Genomic DNA, 20689 nt, shown 5'->3' with positions numbered 1-20689 from the left:
CCGCTTCGCGCGCCAGGTTCGAAAGCTGCTCCGCGATCTGCCGTTCCGCTAGCCTGTCGTCCAGCGTGGAATCCATTTGGTGCTCCGTATCCAAATACAATGGCACCCCGCCTGAGAACGATCCGCGCATCTGCGCTACATCGAGCAAACGGGACGCAGACGGTTTTTGAACCTACGAAGGTTCCCAGGGATGGGCATGCAGCTGCATGTCACGTTCGTCTTTTTTACCAGCTCGCCCCAGAACCGTAACAACTATGTTCTCGGCCGGAACTACGGACATGAACCTGACCCTTCACGACCGTGCCGCGTTTCGTCGCTTAGAAAGCCTTGGCGGCGGCGCTTCCCCGGGTCCGCATAAGGACGATCGGTGGTGAACTTTATGCCGCTGCCTTGTGAGGAAGCCATAGACCATGTGGGGCCCGGGGATCGGTTTCGATTTGGTGCCTCGCTCGCCCCGAAATTCGGTCCAGATGCCGCCGAAGGCGCAGAGCGGCCGATCATCGTTCAGCGCGAACCAAACGACATCCTTCTTCTTCGTCTCCGGGTTGGGCTCGGGCGCGTATTCCGCGAAGCTGTTGAACGGGACGAGCCAGCGGTTCTCTGGCTTGAGCCAGCCGCGCCAGTGCGGCGAACTGGTGTTCTGGATGTTGGTGACGGGCGGGCCGCCGGCGCGCGGTGGCGGCGGCATCCCCCAGCGCATCAGCACCATCTCGCGGCCGTCGCTACCGTTGCGCACCACAGGCGTCGGATAGTCGGGAAAGACGCCGGGCATCGGCGGCAGGTTGCCCTCATAGCGGTTGATCACGCGGAACAGCGCGCGGATCGCTTCCTGGTTGGTGGTGATCGAATAGAGGTTGCACATGCTTTATCGGCTCCTGGCCGAGACCTTCATGCAGAGTGTGGTGGTAGACGTCGACGCGATCCACCGGACAAACAGTCGCGGCAGTTGCTTGGTGAAGATCGAGGCGCGATTTTCAGACTCGTACTCACCCTTGTCGACAACGTTCGTAAACGATCGCCCGGATGCTACTGAAAACGCGTTCAACGTGGCCGCGGAGGTACGACAGGGTCGCCGGCGCATTTTCGTACACCGCCTTCAAATTCGCTAGGCAACCACGGAAGTTCTCGTCAATAAAGGCAGGGCCCGCGTCAGGAGAAACGAGACTGGGAGATCTCGCCGCGGGCAAGACTCTGCCTTTTCAGTATTTGATGCCGATCAGACTTACAGCCGCGTTTTGCATGGGGGCATGTTCGTTGCTTTCAAATGACTTTTCTAAAGACGGTTGACGAGGATCGTTTTTGTGTGTGGGGGCCTCCCAGCGCGTCTGCAATTGGCCCGTTTGAGACGTGCCGCGATGTCTGCCGTTCGGTCGCTATCGGGGGCATAGCGGACCTCATACGCGCGCCCTGATCTGCGGCGCGGGGCGCGCCCTAGACTAGCTGCCGAGGTTAGCAGGATTGTTTGGATCGTGAACGTTCCTCGGCGCCAGCGTGACGAGTGCGGCTCTGCATCCGACGAGCACAGCGCTTGCCGGGCAAAGCTAACTAGTCTTATGCGAGGCTAAGAGGTCGTCCCCTTCCCCGTATCGGGCATGGGCTGTTGTATGATCTGCTCGATGTCATGCGACGTCGCCAGGAAACGCTTAGAGGGGCTCTCCATTGGTCCCCACACCACGCGGGGAAAAACACACAGGTCAGCAGCGGCTTCATCGTGCCCGGGCGGCACGTTCGCCAAGAAGCGGTTTAGATTGCCCTCGCCCTGCTCTGACCAGAAGAACGCTTCGAGATGACGCAAAGCGCGTCGATGTGCCAATTGTGGATATAGTCCTGTCCAGGTTCGACGACATGCCACGCTTGCCTCACGAACTCAGTGAGGCTTCTGCGTTCTTTTTTTGAGCGACGTAGCTCCCGCCTGCCGGCGCTGGCCTGCAAGCTGGCGTGCCTTGCCGCATTGGCCCATCTGGCCGGATGAGGATTGGCGCGGCTACTACGACGACGGCTATCTTTCGAAATTTGCCCGCTCGGGCGTCACGGCGGTTTCTGAGTTCATCAGCTACGGCTTCCTGGAGTCGGACGCGGTCGCGGGCGAGCGCCTCAAGATCCCGCTGGTGGATTCCTGCCATCCGGCCGGCCGTCGGCCGAATATCATCCTGATCCACGATGAATCGAGCTTCGATATCCGCGCGGCCGAAGGCGTAAGGGTGCCGCCGGGCTACGGCGCGCACTTCAAGTCCTATGACGGCGTCGAGCGAAAATTCCTGGCCGAGAGCAATGGCGGGCCGAGCTGGTTCACCGAATACAATGTGCTTGCCGGGCTGTCCTCGCGTTCCTTCGGCCGTTTCGCCTATTTTGTGACCCGCATCGCCTCCGGCCGCGTCGAGCGTGGGCTGCCGCTTGCGCTTCGCCGCTGCGGCTACAACACGCTCTCGCTCTATCCGGCCTTCGGCGCCTTCATGAGCGCGCGCAGCTTCCAGGCCACGACCGGCATCCAGCGTTTCTATGACGCGCACGATCTCGGCGCCAAGGATGTCGAGCCCGACCGCTTCTTCCTCGACAAGGCGCTGCGGCTGATGGCGGACCAGCCGCCCGGCGCGCCGTTGTTCACCTTCGTCTATCTCGCCGCCAACCATTTCCCTTGGCGGACGCGCTTCCGCCCGGACTTGACGCCGTCCTGGCGCCCGCTCGGCAACGCGGCCGTCGTCGACGAATATCTGCGCCGGCAGGCGATGAGCGCCAACGATTACGCCGCGTTCATTGCGGGACTGAAGAAAAAGTTTCCGGCGCAGCCGTTCCTGATCGTGCGCTATGGCGATCACCAGCCGGAATTCGCGCCGCATCTTCTCGACCCCAGCCTGGATGAGGCCGGCGTCGGCAAGAAGCTGGAGAAGTACGACCCGCGCTATTTCGCCACCTATTACGCGATCGACGCCATCAATTTCGAGCCGGTGAAATCGCCGGCCGTGATGGATACGATCGATGCGGCCTATCTGCCGCTGGTGATCCAGGAAGCCGCCGGCATTCCGCTCGATCCCTCGTTCCAGGAGCAGAAGAATATCATGCTCCGCTGCAACGGCCTGTTCTATGCCTGCAACGACGGTGCCGAGGCCCGCCGCTTCAACCGCCTCCTGATCGACGCCGGCATAATCAAGGGGTTGTGAGAGCCCTGAGCGAAAAGCCTCACTTCTTCCCGATCCGCTCCCACAGCCAGCGCGCGACGGCGTCCGGCGATGAGGTTGCATCATTGCCGGCGGCGCGCAGGTTCGCCTCCCGCATCGCGGCAATGTCGATGCGTCCGAGCAGCGGCTGCAATGCCGCGCGCAGCTTTGCATCGTCCCTGCGCTTGGGCGCCAGCAGCATCACTGCGTCATAGGGCGGAATCGCGTGTTTGGGATCGCCGAGCACCATGAGATCATATTTCGCGATCAGCCCGTCGCTGGTATAGCCGGCGATCACGTCGACCTCGCGGGAGGCAATCGCGGCATACATGAAATCCGGCTGCATCTGCCGCTGCGTCCGGAACGACAGCCCGTAGGCCCCTTTGATGCCGGCCCATTCCGGCCGCGAGAAGAACTCGTAATCGCCGGCGATCGACATCGACGGCGCGAGCGCGGCCAGATCGGCGATGGTGTGGATGCCGAGTTGTTCGGCGCGCTGCCGCGGCATGATGAGCGCATAGGCATTCTCGAAGCCGAGGTCGCCGAGCAGTGTGATGTCTTGTTTGGCCAGGGTCGTCTTCAAGTCGGTCAGCAGCTCCTCGCGCGGCCTGACGTCGGCGTGGTGGAACTGGTTGGCCCACAGTGTGCCGGAATAATCGACATAGACGTCGATATCGCCGGCCTTGAGCGCATCGAAGATCACGCTGGAGCCGAGGCCGGCGCGGGTGGTCGCGGAAAGCCCGTCCGCGTTCAGCCGCTGCCAGATCAGCGCCGCGAGCACATATTGCTCGGTGAAGGTTTTTGCGCCAACGACATAGTTCGAGGCCGAACGCGCCATCGCCGGCACCAGCGTCGCTGCGACCAGCGCCGCGATGCCGACACCGCCGAGCGCGGTGCGCAGCCGGCTGCGGTGGCGCAGGCCATTCTCGATCAGCGCCAGGAGTTGGTCGACCGCGAGCGCCAGTGCTGCGGCGGCGAGGCAGCCGAACACCACGAATACCCAGTTCTGGGTCTGCAGGCCCGCAAAGATGTAATTGCCGAGACTGGTCTGCCCGATCGGCGTCGACCGCGTGGCGGTGCCGATCACCCACACCGCCGCGGTGCGGATGCCCGCCATCATCACCGGCAGTGCCAGCGGCAGCTCCACCATGAACAGCGATTGGCGCGGCGTCATGCCGACGCCCTGCGCCGCCTCCGTCAGCGCCGGGTCGACGCCCGACAGCCCGGTGATGGTGTTGCGCAACACCGGCAGCATCGAATAGAGCGCAAGCGCCAGCACCGCCGGCAGAAATCCGAAGGCCGGAGAAATCAAAGCCGAACCAGAACAGCGTCAGCGCCGCCAGCACCAATAGCAGCGGATAGAACAGCGCCAACAGCGCCAGCCCCGGCACGGTCTGCACGATGCTGGCAAAGCCGAGCAGCGCACCGCGGAGCAGCGACCGTCGTCACCGCTCCGCGCGCGAACGGATCGCCGGGAACCAGTCCGCAGCACGTCGTCACCTTCGGAGTGCGGCGATGAACACCGATCGTGCAGGCCGGGAGCTGCTGTCTGCATCCGCGTGGTGACGTGTCGGCTGCGAGCAACGCTATAACATTACATATCTCAATTCGACTTGTGGGCACCTTGGTGCGCTGGCTCTCGCAACTATTTCATAGTGGATAGCGTATCGAGGGAAACTCAACCAGCCGAAGGGAGCATCGCGAATGGCCACATGTACCGAGAAGCACCACGACAACCACCCCCACAAGCATGGTCCGGGTTGCGGGCACACGGCGATCCGCCATGATGGCCATGTGGATTATCTTCATGACGGCCATCTCCATCATATGCACGAGGACCACGTGGATGAGCACGCTATCGCGGTCAATGCCACAAATCCCGTGGAGTGCACGCCTGAAGTCCATTGCTCGCACATACACGGTCCAAATTGCGGACACGAAGCGGTGCCGCATGGCGACCACGTTGACTATCTCGTAGACGGCCGGTTGCACCATCCGCACGGCGATCATTGCGATGATCACGGGCCAGTGCAGTTAGCCTGAGGGCTCCCACGACCTTCGTCGACTGCATGACCTTGCTCGTTTCGCGACCGGGTTGGCCAGCGGCAAGTCCGGGCACCGTTCGCTATGCCGTCGAAAGCGGAAGTGCTCACGGCATTGGGGCTGCGGCCCATCGTGGTCATGCCGCCGCAGCCTTGTCCTCTTTGTCCTCGCCCCGCATCACGATCTTCAGCGCGTCATCCGGCAGCGGCCGCTGCAATGCCTTGGCCTCATCCCATGGTGCGTGCAGCCAGACGTCGCGCTCCTCGTCGGTGGTCAGGATCACCGGCATCGCCTTGGGATGGATCGGTGCGACCACGGCGTTCGGTGCCGTCGTCAGGAAGCCGTAGACCTGATGCGGCCCCGGTACCGGCTTGGACTTGGTGCCGCGATCACCGGCGAACGTGGTCCAGATGCCAGCGAAGGCCGTCAGCGGCCGGTCGTCGTTGAGCGCGAACCAGACGACATCCTTCTTCTTCGTCTTCGGGGTCGGCTCCGGCGCGTACTCGGCGAAGCTGTTGAACGACACAAGGCAACGGTTTAGGCGCTTGCGAATGCAGAGCTTCACGCGCCCGCCGAGTTGCAGGGAGCATTCATCGCTTCTGGCCACAGCTTCGATGCGTTCGCTGCGGTTGGCAAGGCGCTCGGCACCGCGACCGCCGACGTGTTCATCGTTGACCCGTACGCCGAGGCGAAGCTGCTGACGGATTATGCCGTGCTCGCGCCCGACACAGTATCGGTACGGGTCTTGGCCGAGGCCGCGTATAGCAAGTCGCTGAAGCCAGCGGCGGAGCACTGGGCGCAGCAGATGAAGCAGCCACTTGAGGTGCGGCTCGGCGCACCGCGCACGCTGCATGATCGGGCGATCCTGATCGACGGCAAGACGGCTTTCGCGCTCGGACAGTCGTTCAAGGATTTGGTGGCACGGTCACACACAACGCTGGTCCGCATGCCGCCAGACGCGGGGAAGCTCAAGATCGATGCCTACGAACTGATGTGGTCATCGGCGACCCCGCTATGACCGCCCGTCATCCTGCCACGGCATCATCGGAAGCGACGGCACCTGCCGCCTGTACCTCCGCCGCTCGACCGTCATGGGCTTCGGCAGCTTCAGAGTGGCCAACTTGGCCACTCTTTCCCGGTTCACCTCCGGCCGCTTCTCGAACCCGCGATGCGGCTTCACCTCGCGCGCCAGTTCTTTGGCTTCGGCCTCGTCAATGCCGCGCCAGCGGTCCGATAGCCGGAACACGTTGCTGCCGCGCGGACCCGTCTCGATCTCGATCAGGCCGAGATTGACGAGCGTCGGCAACGCTGGCGACACCACCTTCTGCGTGATGCGGTGATCAAGGCTGAAGGCGAGGTAGGACACGCTCGCGCTGTCGCCGCCGCCGATCGCCTGCTCGATCACAGCGAGCACCTGGCGCGCACTGGGTGGCAGCGCCGCATAGGCTGGTGAGTTCTCCCGATCTGCCATGCCGCCTCCCTCGATTGGCTATAAGGCCATCCACCAAGCCGCCAGCGCGACCATGACGACGACCGACGCGGCGAAGGTCAGCGCCTCACGGTTCGTCATGCGCCACATCGCGCACTGCCTGACCGAAGATCCATGTTGGCTCCACAATCGGGCTGTCACACAGCCACACCATATGCACCGCCCAATAGCCATGATGGGTGCCGTCCAGGGTTGGCAGCGCCAGCCAACCGAGGCGCAAATAGTCCGGCACGCGCAGCCAAACCACGAAACGGTGAAAGCTGCATCTCAAGCGCCTGTTGCCTTTCCGAACGTCCAGCCAACAAAGCGCGAAATCGAAAAGTCTAGTCGATGAGGCGCACGAGGAGAGTATTCCCGTCTGCGCGCTGTTAGAAATGCAGGATTGTTATAGTTTTCATTCCACTCCGGGGCCCGCGTCTATAAAGCTTTCAGACGCCAACGACCCGCGCGCAGCGGTCCCCGCGCTTGCCTCTGGCCCCACCAGTACCTTGAGGGGGTGCCAGGCCGTCACGGCAAGGCGGGGCGCGGCTCGATGCAACGCAGCGCCAGCGGTTTTCGAGGTGTTGCTGAAGGCGACGCTGCGGCTCGACACGCTTGCGCTGCGGGCTTGGCTTCGGCGGCGGCTCCAAAATCCCCCGCTCGCCGCTTCGATCGATCCGGCCAGGTTAATATTTGCGGATGCCGACATTGCACTCATCCTGAGGACGGCGGCGAAGCTGCCGCCGAGCCGGATAGAAACGAGGCCGATGGCGGCTGCTAGAACCCCGCAGGCAAACGCTCCCGCCCATTATTCGCCACATCGCGCACCATGGATTGTGTACGAGATGGTACATAATTTACAGGGATATGATGAATTGCAAATATATTCATACCGAGCCGTCGCGCGGTCCCGGCACTCATACCCCCTATTCGGTAGGACCCTGACGACCTAGATTGCGGGCGCGACTGACGTCAGCCTCGTTCGTGACGGGTCAGGGCTCCTTCTGTAATTCTCCGATCCATGAATAGAGTTCCAGTGCTATAAGGGCTTGGTTTGTTGCGTCGGCTGAGGGCCGGACAATGCCAATCAAGAGGTTATTGAAAGACAAGCGCACGCCGGAAGAAATCGAGCTTTTGAACAAGGCCTTCAAGCACGCTCTCAACTTGCTGGGCGTGGCTGATCGTAACGACCCATTTTGCGACATGGTCGCTCGCAAGATTATCGAGGTCGGCGCGACAGGCGTTCGCGAGCCGCGACAGATCGCAGAAATGGCCGTGGCCTGGATTGGCCTTCGGTAAGGCCGCCTCACAAATTTGCGGACTACCGCTATCCGCACCAGCGGGTCACCTGCCGCATGTTCAGAACGACACGAGACCCCGCCGCTTAGCTTCGGCTATCATCGGCGGCTGTTTGCCACCATATGCAATCCGTACATGCTCCTGAGCGTTACGAATAGTTTGGGTCGAGCCACTGACTACATCGCCCCCAGCGATCTCGTTTGCTTCTTCGACCGAAGCCCCTCCACTGATTGCACGCAAATAGAGATAAGCTCGGACCGTATCCGTACCTCGCTTCGTACTGTGCTTAAGAAAGAAATAGCCAGCCACTCCAGCCGGCAGAACGACAACAATTATTTCCATGTCAACTCTCCAAAACATAAATGGTCAAAGCCAATAGGCCCCGCTATGGCGCGCCAACACTGCTCATGGTCTTGCACCGCCAGCATTGAACCTCCTGCCACGGAAAGCCGCCGTTGATGGCTGCCCGATCGTAGGGAACGGCGGCGGTGCACCGCTCTGCGGACAATGGTCCTGATGCCGCGCGGGAGGAGTTAGCTTGAGGCTGATCGATACAGGGGATCGGTCGCCGGATTGCAGTCAGTGGGCAGGTATATATTCGCTGAGACCCAATAGTGCCTTCCTGACACGCCATGGTCTGCATCGTCGTCGATTTCCAAAATAACCGAATTCAATCCTGACACCGCCCTCTCCACATCGACAAATTCGGGGTTCAATACACTTCGTAGTCTCTGCTGCTCAAGGGGGTCTGGAGGAGGTACGCCGAGTGCGGCTCGTGCTGCATGTCCGCCACGTTCAATCAATATCTTCACTACTTCCCGCGCGGCCATGATGGCGCTCTCCCCCGCAGCCTCATGCTCGTCCTGCGCCTTCTCGCGCCTCCTCCGTTCCCGATCTTCTGCCTCCTTGCTTTGCTGATCTATAAAGAATGCTGTGGCACGGATTAACTCGTCTATCGCTTCCTTCTGATCTCTATCGTGTTTTGCCATCAAATGACTGGCTGCGGTGAGTGCGCGGAGTAGGGTGGACGGCGTTGGAAAAATTTATTGTCAATTCCATTGGGGAAGTTTCTCAGAAGGTGAAGGTCATGGAGGTAGGGAACAGCAAGACACGGATTTCAGATCAGAAACCCATTTTAACCCAAATGCGCGAGCGACGGCGACGCCGCGCGACAGCGCGGAACAAGCGAGCGAAGGGATTTATCAGGGCCGCTTGGCAATCGGCTGCCATCCGCCGCCGACCATGGCGTTATCCAGATAGCCCTTGATCCTCCGATCATTACCAAAGCCGGTGTATACGCACCCGCAATAACCGCAGACCATTGCTGACCGCGCCCATTCCGCGGTTTCGGCACAGTGGGCCAGATCAGCGCTCGCGTCGCGTTGCGGTGGATTTGCGGCCCTACAATCGGGCGCTGGGCAAGCTTTAACTGACGGCATCGGCTCTCCTGTTTTCGCTCGGCCATATCACACCCTACGGGCTGCCGCGGTCCGCGTGAATGCGCTGAAAACGCGCCTGATGCCACGAGACATTCCAACGCGCGTTTTCTGTTCGACGGTTTAGCATTAGCCGACGTCGATAGCGGATCCAATGGGCGAAGCCAGTAGAACTACGGAGATCAACTCTGTCATTGAACCTTGGCATATGCCGTGCGTACATAACCTTGCGCGACCGATCATATTTCACTTAGACGGCGTTGCCTTTGGGGGCCTTCCGTTCACCGCGTACCTCTGGGGGCAATTTTTGCCCCGGTAATTTATAGCGTCCATTTGGTTGTTGGAGTTTCAAGTGAGTACACCTCAGGGCCGCCTCGCGGCCATCGCCGACACGACTACCAATCTTGTTGCTCAGTTATCCGAATTGAACAGACTTCGCCTCCGGGTCATTAAAGCAGAACTATCAGCCTCGACGGGGCGGCGGATGGGTCACAGAAAAAGACTGTGCCGGAATAAGTGAGGCCGCCGTTTCAAGCCCGAGCGGTTACATTCAGATCGCGCCTCCGCTTGCTCCAGCGTCAAAAAGGCGCGCCGCGCATCGTGCGGCCATCGCCAGCCGTTTGCGCCTGAGACCATCGTCTGGGGTGCGGCGGCGACCGACCGAATGCAGGGCGAGAGCCGGCGGCGAGCGACGAGGCTGCGGCGACCGGCCCGACGCTGAACGATCGGCTCGATGATCTCGTGTTCCGCGGGCTATCTGCCATCGGCAACCGATGTCCGAGATGGGTCATTCGCGTCGTTCTGACCGTGCGCCGAGCACTTCCGGTCTACCCCGATAAGCGAACAAGTTCAGAGCCCGTCGGCATGTCTCAAAGGGGCCAGCAGCAGACTCATGCCCCGCATGCGGTTCAGTGCTTTGCAATGAATGCAAGCAGCGTCTCATTGAAGGCTTGGGGGTTCTCAACCTCCATCTGATGAAATGCCGCCGGAATCGTTGCACGTTCTACGCTCGGTAAGCAGTGCTCCAGTCGGTCATTGATGAGACGGAACATCTTGGGACTGCGCTCCCTATCGAGGAGCAATGTTGGCGCTTTCACCTTCTGCACGTCCTCGCATGTGGTGGGCGGGTAGAGGTTTCGCGATGAGGTCTCGCCTTTTAGTTCTTGGGCATTGTCCATGAGGCGCTTCAGAACGGGAGGTGGGAGTTTCTCGTACGAACCCTCGCCCAACACGCCGTTTACAAATCGACGCACTCCTTCTTCGTCATTCCCCTGCTTGAATGCTTCGCTCGTAGCGATTGATCTCGTGATTGCGGCGGTAAGAAGAACATCTCCTTCAGGAGTAGTTTTTAGTAACGGCATTATGGGCTGTGTGTGCCGAAAACCTTAACCGGGTTGATGAGGTGACGGAATCGCCTAAGCTGGATGAATGATCGGGCTACTCTGTTTCGTACTGGCCGTCTTGGCTTCGCCTCTCAAGTCGAAGAGCCGACTTGAAGCAGAGAATGCGGCGCTCCGACATCAATTGACTGTCTTGAGGCGTAAACTGCGTGGTCGCGTCCGGCTCACGAACAATGATCGCTGGTTCTTCATTCAGCTGTATCGCTGGTTTCCATCGATCCTGCAGGTCCTCACGATCATCCGGCCCGAGACGCTGGTGCGTTGGCATCGGGCCGGCTTTCGCCGCTACTGGCGTCGGAAGTCGTGCCCACGGGGAGGGCGACCGCAGATCGATACTGAATTGCGCGCGCTGATCCGGCAAATGAGCATCGATAATTCGCTTTGGGGCTCGCCGCGCATCCACGGCGAACTGCTCAAGCTTGGGTTCGAGGTCGCGCAATCGAGCGTTGCCAAGTACATGGTCAAGCGGCGAGGACCGCCCAGCCAGGGATGGCGGACCTTCCTGCGTAACCACGCCCCGGACATTGCCGCCATGGACCTGTTCGTTGTTCCAACGATCGGTTTCGACCTGCTCTATGCCTTCGTCATCATCCGACTGGACCGCAGAGACCTGGTCTGGATCAACATCACAAGAAATCCGACGGCGGAATGGGTTGCACGTCAGATCACGGAGGCCTTTCCTTGGCATGAGGCCCCAAAATACCTCGTTCGCGATCGCGATCGCATCTATGGCGGCCTCGTTACGCGGTGATTGCTGTGTGTACCGAAAACTTAAGCTCGCGTGTAGTGGTGGTGAAGACCGCCGAGGATGGCGTGTGGTTTAATGCTTCCGATTCGCTGAATCGGGCGAGTGACCGGCGCATCCTTATTCAAGGATCGGTGCGTTCTGACGCGATTGTAATAGTCGGCGTAGGATTTCAGGACCCGACGCAAATGCATCTCACCCAAGACAATAATGTGGTCCACACACTCACGCCGGATCGATCCGATCAGCCGCTCGGCAACGCCGTTCTGCCAGGGCGAGGCTGGTGCGGTGGGCCTGTCCCGGATGCCCATGGCGCGCAATCGGCGCGTGACGACGCTGCCATAGATCCGATCCCGATCGCGGATGAGGTAACGCGGCGCCTCATCCCAAGGAAATGCCTCCGTGATTTGATGTGCCACCCATTCGGCGGTCGGATTTGCCGTGACGTTGATCCAGACGAGGTGTCTGCGGTCGAGCCGGACGATGACGAAGGCGTAGAGCAGGTCGAACCCGATTGTTGGAACCACGATCAGGTCCATGGCGGCGATGTCTGGCGCGTGGTTATGCCAGAAGGTCCGCCATCCCTGGCTGGGCGGTCCTCGCCGCTTAACCATGTACTTGGCAACGCTCGATTGCGCGACCTCGAACCCAAGCTTGAGCAGTTCACCATGAATACGTGGTGCTCCCCAAAGCCTATTCTCGATGCTCATCTGCCGGATCAACACGCGCAGCTCGGTGTCGACCTGCGGCCGCCCTCCCAGTGAGCGCGACTTCCAACGCCAGTAGCGGCGAAAGCCGGCCCGATGCCAACGCACGAGCGTCTCAGGCCGAATGATGGTGAGGACATCCTGGATTGACGGAAACCAGCGATACAGCTGGACCAGGAACCAGCGATCCTGGTTCGTCAGCCGGACGCGACCATGCAGCCTGCGCCTCAAGACAACCAGCTGATGTCGAAGCACCGCGTTCTCAGCTTCAAGCCGCAACTTCGACTTGAATGGCGAGGCGAGGACGCCAGAGCGAAACAAAACAGCCCGATCATTCCGCCAGCTTAGGCGATTCCATCACGTCATCAACTCGGATTGGGTTTTCGGTACACACAGGTCGATGGAGGGCGCCGACGTTTATCAGATCGCAAAGAACTGCCGCACGAGTGTCGAGATGATCGAGAAGTTCTATGCGGCGCACATCAAGAACATGCTTGATGCAAAAGCCATCAACGTCCGGCGATCACAGGCCAAGAAAAGCAAAGGCCAGAAGGAAAAACTGCTCAGCTATATCTATGATTCACCGGTAGACATCGAAATATCTTGACAGGGATTCCTGGTACGACAGATTGTCCGCCCCGTGCATGATCCGAGACCGGGATTGCATTTATGGCACCATCGTCACACGCCGATTGCGGGCTATGGGAATTCGGGACAAGCCTACCGCACCGGCATCGCCTTGGCAGAATGGCTTTGCCGAACGGCTGATCGGATCAATCCGCCGCGAGTGTCTCGATCATGTCATCGTCTGGAGCGAACCGCATCTGCATCGGATTCTGCGATCCTACGCAAACTATTACAACAATATGAGAACCCATCGCTTCCTGACCAAGGATGCTCCTATCTCGCGTTCCGTCCAGCGAACCGGAATCATCTCGTCACGTCCGATCCTCGGTGGACTTCACCACTACTACCTCCGCGCTTAAGAGTTTTCGGCGCACACAGGGCCCGGCATCCTACCATCATGTCGGATCTAGTCGTGATAGCGAATGCTGATTAACCAGCGGCCGGTGAGGTTGGCTGCGTCTCGTCACTGTGGATGCTATCGTGCGTTGAGAGGCTAACGTATGCCTGCTGGCGTTTATTACTTCTGACCACTTCGAAACCGCCGATTGGCCACCAGTGCACCGGCCAGAGCCGTCCATCCGGTCTGATGCGAGGCGCCAAGTCCCTCGCCGGTATCGCCGTGAAAGTATTCGTAGAATAGCAATAAATCGCGCCATGTCCCATCGCGTTGGAAGCGTAAATCCGATCCCAGTGCTGGTCGCCGACCGTCTGAGTCTCTGAGGAATAATCTGAGCAGTCGGCGCTCGAGTTCTTCGGCCACTTGCTCGAGGCTCGCTTGCTTGCCTGATCCTGTCGGCAATTCAACGGTGAAGCCTTCCCCAAGGTTGGTATGCAGATGTCGTAGCGACTCGATTGCGAGAAAATTGAGCGGAAACCAGATCGGTCCTCGCCAGTTCGAATTGCCGCCGAACAGTCCGGTCCGAGATTCGCCCGGCTCATAGTCGAGACGAGCGACATGTCCGTCCATGTTGACGATGAGCGGATGTTCGCGGTGGTAGCGCGACAGCGATCGCAGCCCGTAAGGCGACAGAAATTCCGTCTCGTCGAGCATACGCGCGACAATCTGCTTCATGCGCGATTTGCCCACCAACGAGATCAGCCGAGGGCGTTCATCGGCCGGCGACATGTGCAGAAATTCTGCAAAGCCCGGCTTGTTCTCGATGTACCAGCGCGCGCGCTTGCGGAACATCGGCAGTCGTTCCAACAGCGCCGCATCGAGCTGTACCGCCGCAAAGATTGGCAGCAGTCCCACCATGGAACGCGCGCGCACCGTGAAAGTCGAGCCGTCGCGCTTGCGAAGTCGATCGTAGAAAAAGCCGTCTTGGTCGTCCCAGAGCTTGCTCATGGCAGCGGCGACTAAAGCGAAATGCTCGAAGAACTTCACCGCGACGTCTTCGTAGCTGGGCTGATGGTTGGCAAGCCGTAGAGCCATCTCCAGCATGTTGAGACAGAACTTGGCCATCCAGGCGGTGCCATCCGACTGCTCCAGTACATCGCCGTCGGGGAGCATCTGCGAGCGGTCGAACGGGCCGATGTTGTCGAGTCCGAGAAAGCCGCCCTCGAACACGTTGTCGCCACATGCGTCTTCTCGATTTACCCACCAGGTAAAGTTGATCAAGAGCTTTTGAAAAGCGCGAGCCAGAAAATCGAAATCGGTGCCGCCATCGATGCGGAACACCGCGAGCGTGGCCCACGCTTGAACTGGCGGATTCACGTCTCCGAAATTCCATTCATACGCCGGCAACTGGCCGTTCGGGTGCATGTACCATTCGCGCGCCAGCAGCAGCAGTTGATGCTTCGCTGCTGAGGGGTCGATGTGCGCCAGCACCACGCAATGGAAGGCGAGGTCCCATGAGGCATACCATGGATATTCCCATTTGTCGGGCATGGCGATGATGTCGTGGTTGTTGAGATGGCGCCAGTCCGCGTTGCGACCGGACGTGCGTGCCTCGGGCGGACGTATGATGTCGCCGTCGAGCCAGCGCGCGACGTCGTAATGGTAGAACTGCTGGCTCCACAGCATTCCAGCGAACGCCTGCCGCATCACTGCGGACTCATCGTCACTCGCGCTGGCAGGGGTCAGCGCTGTATAGTACTCGTCGGCTTCGCGGCTCCGGTCGGCGTGGATCTGCTTGAAGTCTGCCCCGAGATTCGCAGTCTGGCCGATCCCATCACGTGCTAGGCGAAGCCTGAGCTCGACCGTTTCACCGGCAGCGACTTTGAGGCGATACCAGCAGGCCATTTTCGTACCCTGCCTCGCAGGATTTACCGTCGCCGCACCGTGAACGACGTGGTCGTTGATGCCGTCCTTTGGATAGGGTGTCTGCCCAGCGGTGGCGCCATACAGGCACCGGGCATTGGTTTCGTTTTCACAGAACAGCAGCGGCGGCGGCTTTCCGGCCGGATCCGCCCCGGCAGTGAAGCGCCAGCGGCCCAGCAGTTCTTCTTCAGCGATCGCGCCGACGGTGCCAGTTTCAGCGGTCGCCCGGATAATCGGCCGCGCGACACCAGCCTCCCATGACCAACGGTTGCGGAACCACAGTGTCGGAAGAACGTGAAGCTCAGCCGACTCAGGTCCCGCATTACGAATGTTGATGCGCATGCACACGTCATCAGGTGATGCTTTGGCGTAATCCGCGATGATCTGCCAGTAACGATCCCCTTCGAAAACACCGGTATCCACGAGTTCAAATTCGGGCTCATCCTTGCTGCGCCTTGCGTTCTCCTGCCGAAGCAACGCGTAGGGAAACTCCGCCTGGGGATAGTGGTAACGCCAACGAAGCCACGAGCTGGTCGGTGTTGCGTCGATGTACCACCAATACTCTTTGGCGTCTTCGCCGTGATTTCCTTCTGGACCACTGAGACCGAAGATACGTTCCTTGAGGAAGGGGTCACGTCCATTCCAAAAGGCTAGAGCAAAACACAGGCGCTGAGCTCGATCGCAAAGGCCGGCAAGACCGTCCTCGTTCCACCGATAGGCGCGCGAGCGCGCGTGTTCGTATGGGAAGTAGTGCCAGGCTTGTCCATCGGCACTGTAGTCTTCGCGCACGGTACCCCAGGCGCGCTCGCTAACGTACGGCCCGATTGCTTTCCAGCTGCCAGGCGTATCCGGCGACGAATCTTCAAGCCGCGCATGCTCCGCCGATAGCGGTTTTCGCTTCTCAAGGTCAGTCATGGCTATGCGGCTTTCGCAGGCCGTAAGAGCGCCTTGGCCGTCGTCACAACGTTATCGACGGTGAATCCGAACTCCTGCTGCAGGGCCTTCAGCGGGGCGGAAGCGCCGAAAGTGTGCATGCCGATGACCCGACCAGTCGAGCCAACGTAACGCTCCCAGCCGAACGTCGAAGCCTGCTCAATCGCAACGCGGGCCGTGACCTCAGGTGGCAAGACGGCGTCGCGGTATTCCTGCGTCTCGCGTTCGAAGACATCCCAGGAAGGCATCGAGACCACGCGCGAGGGGATACCATCCAAACTAAGTCTCTCATGGGCGTCCGCCGCGAGACTCAACTCACTGCCGGTGGCAATCAAGATTATGTCCGGCCTGCCGTCAGGGGCGTCGGCAAGCACGTAGGCGCCTCGTGCGGCCCCGGATGCCGATGCATATTTGCTGCGATCGAGGATCGGTAACGGTTGGCGAGACAGCGCCAGCAAGGCTGGCCGATGACGAAGCTGCAGGACGTAGCGATAGACCTCTACCACTTCGTTGGCATCACCCGGCCGGAACAGCGTCACACCCGGCATTGCCCGCATTGAGGCGAGATGCTCGATCGGTTGATGCGTTGGGCCGTCTTCGCCATCGCCCATGGCATCATGGGTAAAAACAAAGACCACCGGTAGCTCCATTAGCGCCGCCAGTCGCATCGCGGGGCGGGCGTAGTCGCTGAAAATCAGGAAGGTCGCGCCGAACGGCCGTAGTTTCGATAGTGCCAGACCATTCAGGATTGCAGCCATCGCGTGTTCGCGGATGCCGAAATGCAAATTCTTGCCGCCCGGTGTGGCGGCCTGAATATCGCCTGCGCCTTCAAAGGTTAGCAGCGTCTTGGTCGATGGACCTAGATCGGCCGAACCGCCAATCAACCAGGGAACGTTCTGCGCCAGAACGTTCAGGACCTTTCCCGACGCCTCACGACCCGCGAGGCCCTTCAAATCTGCGGGGAATGACGGCAGGTTGAGGTCCCAGCCTGCCGGAAGCTTGCGCTGTTGCATCTGGTCAATCTCAGTCGCCAATGCTGGATACTTGGAATGGTAATCGGCGAACAGCTCCTGCCATTTGCGGTGGGCTTCAGCGCCTCGCACGCCGACACCGGCGGCGAAGTGTTCGAGAACGCCGTCAGGCACCAGGAAATTCGAGTCTTCGGGCCATCCATAGGCGCGCTTGGTGAGCTTGACCTCTTCTATACCGAGCGGCTCGCCATGCGCCGCAGCCGTATCGTGGCGGTGTGGCGAGCCGTATCCGATATGGCTGTCGAGTATCACCAGCGTCGGTCGGCCTTTCGTATCGTGAAACGTTGCCAAGGCCTGTTCGATGCCCGCAATATCGTTAGCATCGCCGACGTGAAGTATATTCCAGCCATAGCCGGTGAAACGAACGGCTACATCTTCGGTGAACGCCAGCCGCGTGCTGCCCTCTATCGTAATGTGGTTGTTGTCGTAGATCCAACACAGATTATCGAGACCAAGGTGGCCGGCGAGCGACGCCGCTTCAGAGCCAACGCCCTCCATCAGGCAGCCGTCGCCGCATACGGCATAGATGTCGTAATCGAAGATGGCAAAATCCGGCTTGTTGTAGCGCACAGCGAGCCAGCGCTGCGCGATTGCCATCCCGACGCTGGTCGCAATGCCTTGTCCGAGCGGGCCGGTGGTCGTCTCCACGCCGGATACCAGGTGGTATTCGGGATGCCCTGGCGCATGACTCCCGATCTGACGAAAGCGCCGGATATCGTCGAGGGTAACAGCAGGCCTGCCCAACGTCTCGTACTCGGCATTCACAGCCTGCGTGCGGGTAAGGTAAAGCGCGGACCACAGCAGCATCGACGCGTGGCCGTTCGACAGCACGAAGCGGTCGCGGCCGGGCCAGATCGGATCTTGCGGATCAAAGCGCATGACCCGGTTCCAGAGCGTATAGACAAGCGGCGCGAGCGCCATCGGCGTGCCGGGATGGCCGGAGTTCGCGGCCTGGACCGCGTCAATCGATAGTGTGCGAATGGTGTTGATCGCGAGCTCGTCGAGTTCGGCGTCTGTCATGGCTGATCTCCTCCCGCGGGTGTCGATTACGTGGCCGCCTGCGCGCGGCAGCCACTGTGCGTGCTTCCCCGGCGATGAAGGCGGCCCCGCGTCCAGCAACCGTGTCGAGATCGATGAGCACTTCGATCTCCATGCCTTACTCCGTGTTACGCCACCGTCGGGTTGTGCCAGCCGCCCGGCGGCGTGACATTCTTGTCCACTTCGCGAGGCCCCCAGCCGCCGGCTTCGTATTCGTAGATGGGTGTCGTCCTCTTCAAAACCGGATCGACAATCCGCCATGCTTCTTCGACATAGTCCTGTCGTGCAAACAGCGTCCGGTCGCCGTTCATGGCGTCGCCGAGCACGCGTTCATAGGCATCCATCTCCTCTGGGCCAGGGCGACGGCTCGCCAACAATTCAACCGGCTCGCCGACCTCTCGATCATCCTCGTCCATCACCATCGTGCCAAGGGCAATGGCCATGTCGGGATTGATGCGAAACCGCAAATAATTAGGTATCGCGGCGCAATGGGGAAAGATCCGCGGCGCCTCACGAAGGCGTACGATCACCTCCGTGCAAGTCACGGGAAGCGATTTTCCGGCACGGATGTAAAATGGCACTCCCTGCCAGCGCCAGGAGTCGATCTCCAGCCGCAGCGCAGCGAACGTCTCCACCTGCGAGTCCGGAGCAACGCCCGGCTCCTGCCGGTAGCCGTGAAACTGTCCGCGCACCAGCTCATGCTCAGCGATCGGTGGAATCGATCTCAGGACCTTGACTTTCTCGTCACGCAGCGATTCGCTGTCCGATCGGGCCGGCGGTTCCATCGCCAAGTTGGCCAACACCTGAAACAGATGATTCTGGATCACATCGCGAATTGTGCCAGTTTGATCATAGAACGCGCCACGACCCTGCACGCCGAAATTCTCCGCCATCGTGATCTGCACGCTGCTCACGAACTTGCGGTCCCAGAACGACTCCAGGAACGCGTTTGCGAAGCGAAAGAAGACCATGTTGTGAACTGGTCGTTTTCCAAGATAGTGGTCTATGCGGAAGATGTGATCTTCGTCGAACCTGGCGAGCAGAATCCTGTTGAGGTTGCGTGCGGAGGCGAGATCATGCCCGAATGGCTTCTCCACAATGACACGCGCGCCCTTGGTGCAATCGGCATTGTCGAGCCGTTCCACCACGGTTGCAAACAATGCCGGTGGGATCGCCAAATAGTGTGCCGGCCGCTGCGCCGAGCCGAGCTGCTTGCGAAGGGCGTCGAACGTGGTCGGATCGGCATAGTCGCCGTCTACGTAACGTAAAAGACCGGCTAGCTTGTCAAACGCAGCGGCGTCGAGGCCGCCGTGCTTTTCGAGGCTATCTCGTACTCGGGCCTTGAGCTGGTCGAGTGTCCAGCCGGCCTTTGCGACGCCGATGACGGGCACATCGAGGTGGCCCCGTTTCAGCATCGCTTGCAGCGACGGAAAGATCTTCTTGTAGGCGAGATCGCCGGTTGCGCCGAAAAACACCAAGGCGTCGGACTTAGGTTCGCTCATGGCTATCTAGGTCTCTCATTGGCCGCCTTTTCCAAGTGTCCACCGAACTCGTAGCGCATCGCCGAAAGCAGCTTGTTCTGGAAATCAGCCTCGCCGCGAGAACTGAAGCGCTCGTAAAGTGCCGTCGTCAGCACCGGGGCGGGGACTGCTTCGTCGATCGCTGCTGCGATGGTCCAGCGTCCTTCGCCAGAGTCAGATACGCGCCCCGCGAATTTGGAGAGCCCCGGATCTTCCAGCAACGCTGTTGCTGTCAAATCGAGAAGCCACGAGGCAATCACGCTGCCGCGCCGCCACACTTCTGCAACGTCGTGCAGCTTCAGGTCGTATTGGTAGTGCTCGGGAATGCGAAGGGGTGTTGTTTCGGCGTCCGCCGCGTGCGCCTGCTTGCCAATGTTCGCCGCGCGCAGGATACCGAGGCCCTCGGCATACGCCGCCATCAGCCCGTACTCGATACCGTTGTGGACCATCTTGACAAAATGGCCGGCGCCGCTCTGCCCACAGTGGAGATAGCCGTGCTCGGAGGTGCCCGCGGAGGCGCGCTCTCGTCCCGGGGTGCGCGGGATATCGCCGAGACCGGGAGCGAGGGTCTTAAAGATCGGATCCAGCCGCTGCACGGCATCGTCAGGGCCGCCGATCATCATGCAGTAGCCGCGCTCGAGACCCCACACGCCGCCGCTGGTGCCGACATCTACATAATTGATGCCGTTCTGCGCCAACTCCTTGGAACGCCTGATGTCATCGATGTAGTAGGAGTTGCCGCCGTCAATCAGGATGTCGCCGGCTTCGAGGAGCGGCAGCAGATCGCCGATCGATCTATCGACGACTGCCGCCGGAACCATCAACCAGATCGCGCGCGGCTTTTCGAGCTTACTCACGAAATCCGCCAGCGAGGCGCTTCCCGTCGCCTTGTCCTTCACCAATTCCGCAACGGCGGTCGGCGACATGTCGAAGACGACACATTGGTGACCATGCCGGACAAGTCTTCGCACCATATTGGCGCCCATCCGGCCGAGGCCGATCATTCCGAGTTGCATGAATGGCTCCT

General features: G+C 60.3%; 17 protein-coding genes and 3 pseudogenes. 6 read left to right on the top strand and 14 right to left on the bottom strand.

Translation table 11 applies throughout. The annotated features are described in order from the left end of the window. Positions 1-292: 292 nt before the first annotated feature. Entirely contained in the window at positions 293-862 is a 570-nt protein-coding gene (locus tag J6497_RS27360; RefSeq protein ID WP_225707378.1) for an SOS response-associated peptidase family protein, read from the bottom strand. A gap of 1038 nt (positions 863-1900) precedes the next feature. Here J6497_RS27360 and J6497_RS27355 point away from each other — a divergent pair. Further along, positions 1901-3158, top strand: a pseudogene (locus J6497_RS27355) (sulfatase-like hydrolase/transferase); the annotation flags it as partial. A 19-nt stretch (positions 3159-3177) separates the two neighbouring features. On the opposite strand, the pseudogene J6497_RS27350 reads toward J6497_RS27355, so the two are convergent. The 3 genes and pseudogenes from J6497_RS27350 to J6497_RS27340 all read right to left on the bottom strand — a co-directional run. Further along, positions 3178-4739, bottom strand: a pseudogene (locus tag J6497_RS27350) (ABC transporter permease/substrate-binding protein). Between the two features lie 66 nt (positions 4740-4805). Next, complete coding sequence (locus tag J6497_RS27345) at positions 4806-5177, bottom strand: hypothetical protein (protein WP_225707377.1); 372 nt, start codon at positions 5175-5177, stop codon at positions 4806-4808. A gap of 157 nt (positions 5178-5334) precedes the next feature. Continuing rightward, positions 5335-5736: pseudogene (locus J6497_RS27340) on the bottom strand (SOS response-associated peptidase family protein); the annotation flags it as partial. Between the two features lie 39 nt (positions 5737-5775). On the opposite strand from J6497_RS27340, the gene J6497_RS27335 reads away from it, so the two are divergent. Next, the gene (locus J6497_RS27335) at positions 5776-6216 is read left to right on the top strand and encodes a hypothetical protein (RefSeq protein WP_225707376.1); all 441 of its coding nucleotides are present in this window, start codon (positions 5776-5778) and stop codon (positions 6214-6216) included. Here J6497_RS27335 and J6497_RS27330 read toward each other — a convergent pair. Together J6497_RS27330 and J6497_RS27325 are read right to left on the bottom strand one after the other, a co-directional pair. Beyond that, complete coding sequence (locus J6497_RS27330; RefSeq protein ID WP_225707375.1) at positions 6211-6669, bottom strand: hypothetical protein; 459 nt, start codon at positions 6667-6669, stop codon at positions 6211-6213. The two genes, J6497_RS27335 and J6497_RS27330, sit on opposite strands and share 6 nt — an antisense overlap. Positions 6670-6754: 85 nt before the next feature. Next, on the bottom strand, positions 6755-6958 hold the full coding sequence (locus J6497_RS27325; RefSeq protein ID WP_225707374.1) for a hypothetical protein: 204 nt from the start codon (positions 6956-6958) through the stop codon (positions 6755-6757). Between the two features lie 788 nt (positions 6959-7746). On the opposite strand from J6497_RS27325, the gene J6497_RS27320 reads away from it, so the two are divergent. Beyond that, entirely contained in the window at positions 7747-7965 is a 219-nt protein-coding gene (locus J6497_RS27320; RefSeq protein ID WP_225707373.1) for a hypothetical protein, read from the top strand. A 60-nt stretch (positions 7966-8025) separates the two neighbouring features. On the opposite strand, the gene J6497_RS27315 is transcribed toward J6497_RS27320, so the two are convergent. The 3 genes from J6497_RS27315 to J6497_RS27305 form a co-directional block, all read right to left on the bottom strand. Continuing rightward, positions 8026-8307: a hypothetical protein gene (locus J6497_RS27315; RefSeq protein ID WP_225707372.1), complete on the bottom strand. Its 282-nt coding sequence runs from the start codon at positions 8305-8307 to the stop codon at positions 8026-8028. A gap of 191 nt (positions 8308-8498) precedes the next feature. Next, positions 8499-8954, bottom strand: a complete 456-nt coding sequence (locus tag J6497_RS27310; RefSeq protein WP_225707371.1) for a hypothetical protein — start codon at positions 8952-8954, stop codon at positions 8499-8501. Positions 8955-10309: 1355 nt separating this feature from the next. Then, entirely contained in the window at positions 10310-10762 is a 453-nt protein-coding gene (locus J6497_RS27305; protein WP_225707370.1) for an alpha/beta fold hydrolase, read from the bottom strand. Between the two features lie 172 nt (positions 10763-10934). Between J6497_RS27305 and J6497_RS27300 the strand changes: the two genes are divergently transcribed. Next, positions 10935-11552 (top strand): hypothetical protein, encoded by a 618-nt coding sequence (locus tag J6497_RS27300; RefSeq protein ID WP_225707369.1) that lies wholly within the window; start codon positions 10935-10937, stop codon positions 11550-11552. 20 nt (positions 11553-11572) lie between these two features. On the opposite strand, the gene J6497_RS41620 is transcribed toward J6497_RS27300, so the two are convergent. Beyond that, positions 11573-12508 carry an integrase core domain-containing protein gene (locus tag J6497_RS41620; RefSeq protein WP_225707368.1) on the bottom strand — a complete coding sequence of 312 codons (936 nt, stop codon included), beginning with the start codon at positions 12506-12508 and terminating at the stop codon, positions 11573-11575. A gap of 199 nt (positions 12509-12707) precedes the next feature. Between J6497_RS41620 and J6497_RS27290 the strand changes: the two genes are divergently transcribed. After that, the gene (locus J6497_RS27290; RefSeq protein WP_225707367.1) at positions 12708-12860 is read left to right on the top strand and encodes a hypothetical protein; all 153 of its coding nucleotides are present in this window, start codon (positions 12708-12710) and stop codon (positions 12858-12860) included. Between the two features lie 37 nt (positions 12861-12897). Further along, a complete protein-coding gene (locus tag J6497_RS27285) occupies positions 12898-13239 on the top strand; it encodes an integrase core domain-containing protein (protein ID WP_312010365.1) in 342 nt (113 codons plus the stop codon). Positions 13240-13397: 158 nt separating this feature from the next. Here J6497_RS27285 and J6497_RS27280 read toward each other — a convergent pair whose 3' ends face one another. The 4 genes from J6497_RS27280 to gnd all read right to left on the bottom strand — a co-directional run bounded on the left by J6497_RS27280 (position 13398) and on the right by gnd (position 20678). Beyond that, complete coding sequence (locus J6497_RS27280; RefSeq protein ID WP_225707365.1) at positions 13398-16055, bottom strand: MGH1-like glycoside hydrolase domain-containing protein; 2658 nt, start codon at positions 16053-16055, stop codon at positions 13398-13400. Positions 16056-16057: 2 nt separating this feature from the next. Beyond that, on the bottom strand, positions 16058-18124 hold the full coding sequence (gene tkt / locus J6497_RS27275) for a transketolase (protein ID WP_225707364.1): 2067 nt from the start codon (positions 18122-18124) through the stop codon (positions 16058-16060). Between the two features lie 146 nt (positions 18125-18270). Further along, complete coding sequence (gene zwf / locus J6497_RS27270) at positions 18271-19644, bottom strand: glucose-6-phosphate dehydrogenase (protein ID WP_225707363.1); 1374 nt, start codon at positions 19642-19644, stop codon at positions 18271-18273. 2 nt (positions 19645-19646) lie between these two features. Then, positions 19647-20678 carry a phosphogluconate dehydrogenase (NAD(+)-dependent, decarboxylating) gene (gnd, locus tag J6497_RS27265; RefSeq protein ID WP_225707362.1) on the bottom strand — a complete coding sequence of 344 codons (1032 nt, stop codon included), beginning with the start codon at positions 20676-20678 and terminating at the stop codon, positions 19647-19649. Positions 20679-20689: the final 11 nt, after the last annotated feature.

This window comes from Bradyrhizobium cenepequi, assembly GCF_020329485.1.
Taxonomy (GTDB): Bacteria; Pseudomonadota; Alphaproteobacteria; order Rhizobiales; family Xanthobacteraceae; genus Bradyrhizobium; species Bradyrhizobium cenepequi.
This window is presented reverse-complemented; position numbering and strand designations above follow the sequence as displayed.

Coding starts and splice junctions, on each gene's coding strand:
- J6497_RS27360 (WP_225707378.1), bottom strand. CDS start 862: ATGTGCAACCTCTATTCGATCACCACCAACCAGGAAGCGATCCGCGCG.
- J6497_RS27330 (WP_225707375.1), bottom strand. CDS start 6,669: ATGGCAGATCGGGAGAACTCACCAGCCTATGCGGCGCTGCCACCCAGT.
- J6497_RS27320 (WP_225707373.1), top strand. CDS start 7,747: ATGCCAATCAAGAGGTTATTGAAAGACAAGCGCACGCCGGAAGAAATC.
- J6497_RS27315 (WP_225707372.1), bottom strand. CDS start 8,307: ATGGAAATAATTGTTGTCGTTCTGCCGGCTGGAGTGGCTGGCTATTTC.
- J6497_RS27310 (WP_225707371.1), bottom strand. CDS start 8,954: ATGGCAAAACACGATAGAGATCAGAAGGAAGCGATAGACGAGTTAATC.
- J6497_RS27305 (WP_225707370.1), bottom strand. CDS start 10,762: ATGCCGTTACTAAAAACTACTCCTGAAGGAGATGTTCTTCTTACCGCC.
- J6497_RS27290 (WP_225707367.1), top strand. CDS start 12,708: ATGATCGAGAAGTTCTATGCGGCGCACATCAAGAACATGCTTGATGCA.
- J6497_RS27285 (WP_312010365.1), top strand. CDS start 12,898: ATGATCCGAGACCGGGATTGCATTTATGGCACCATCGTCACACGCCGA.
- J6497_RS27280 (WP_225707365.1), bottom strand. CDS start 16,055: ATGACTGACCTTGAGAAGCGAAAACCGCTATCGGCGGAGCATGCGCGG.
- tkt (WP_225707364.1), bottom strand. CDS start 18,124: ATGACAGACGCCGAACTCGACGAGCTCGCGATCAACACCATTCGCACA.
- zwf (WP_225707363.1), bottom strand. CDS start 19,644: ATGAGCGAACCTAAGTCCGACGCCTTGGTGTTTTTCGGCGCAACCGGC.
- gnd (WP_225707362.1), bottom strand. CDS start 20,678: ATGCAACTCGGAATGATCGGCCTCGGCCGGATGGGCGCCAATATGGTG.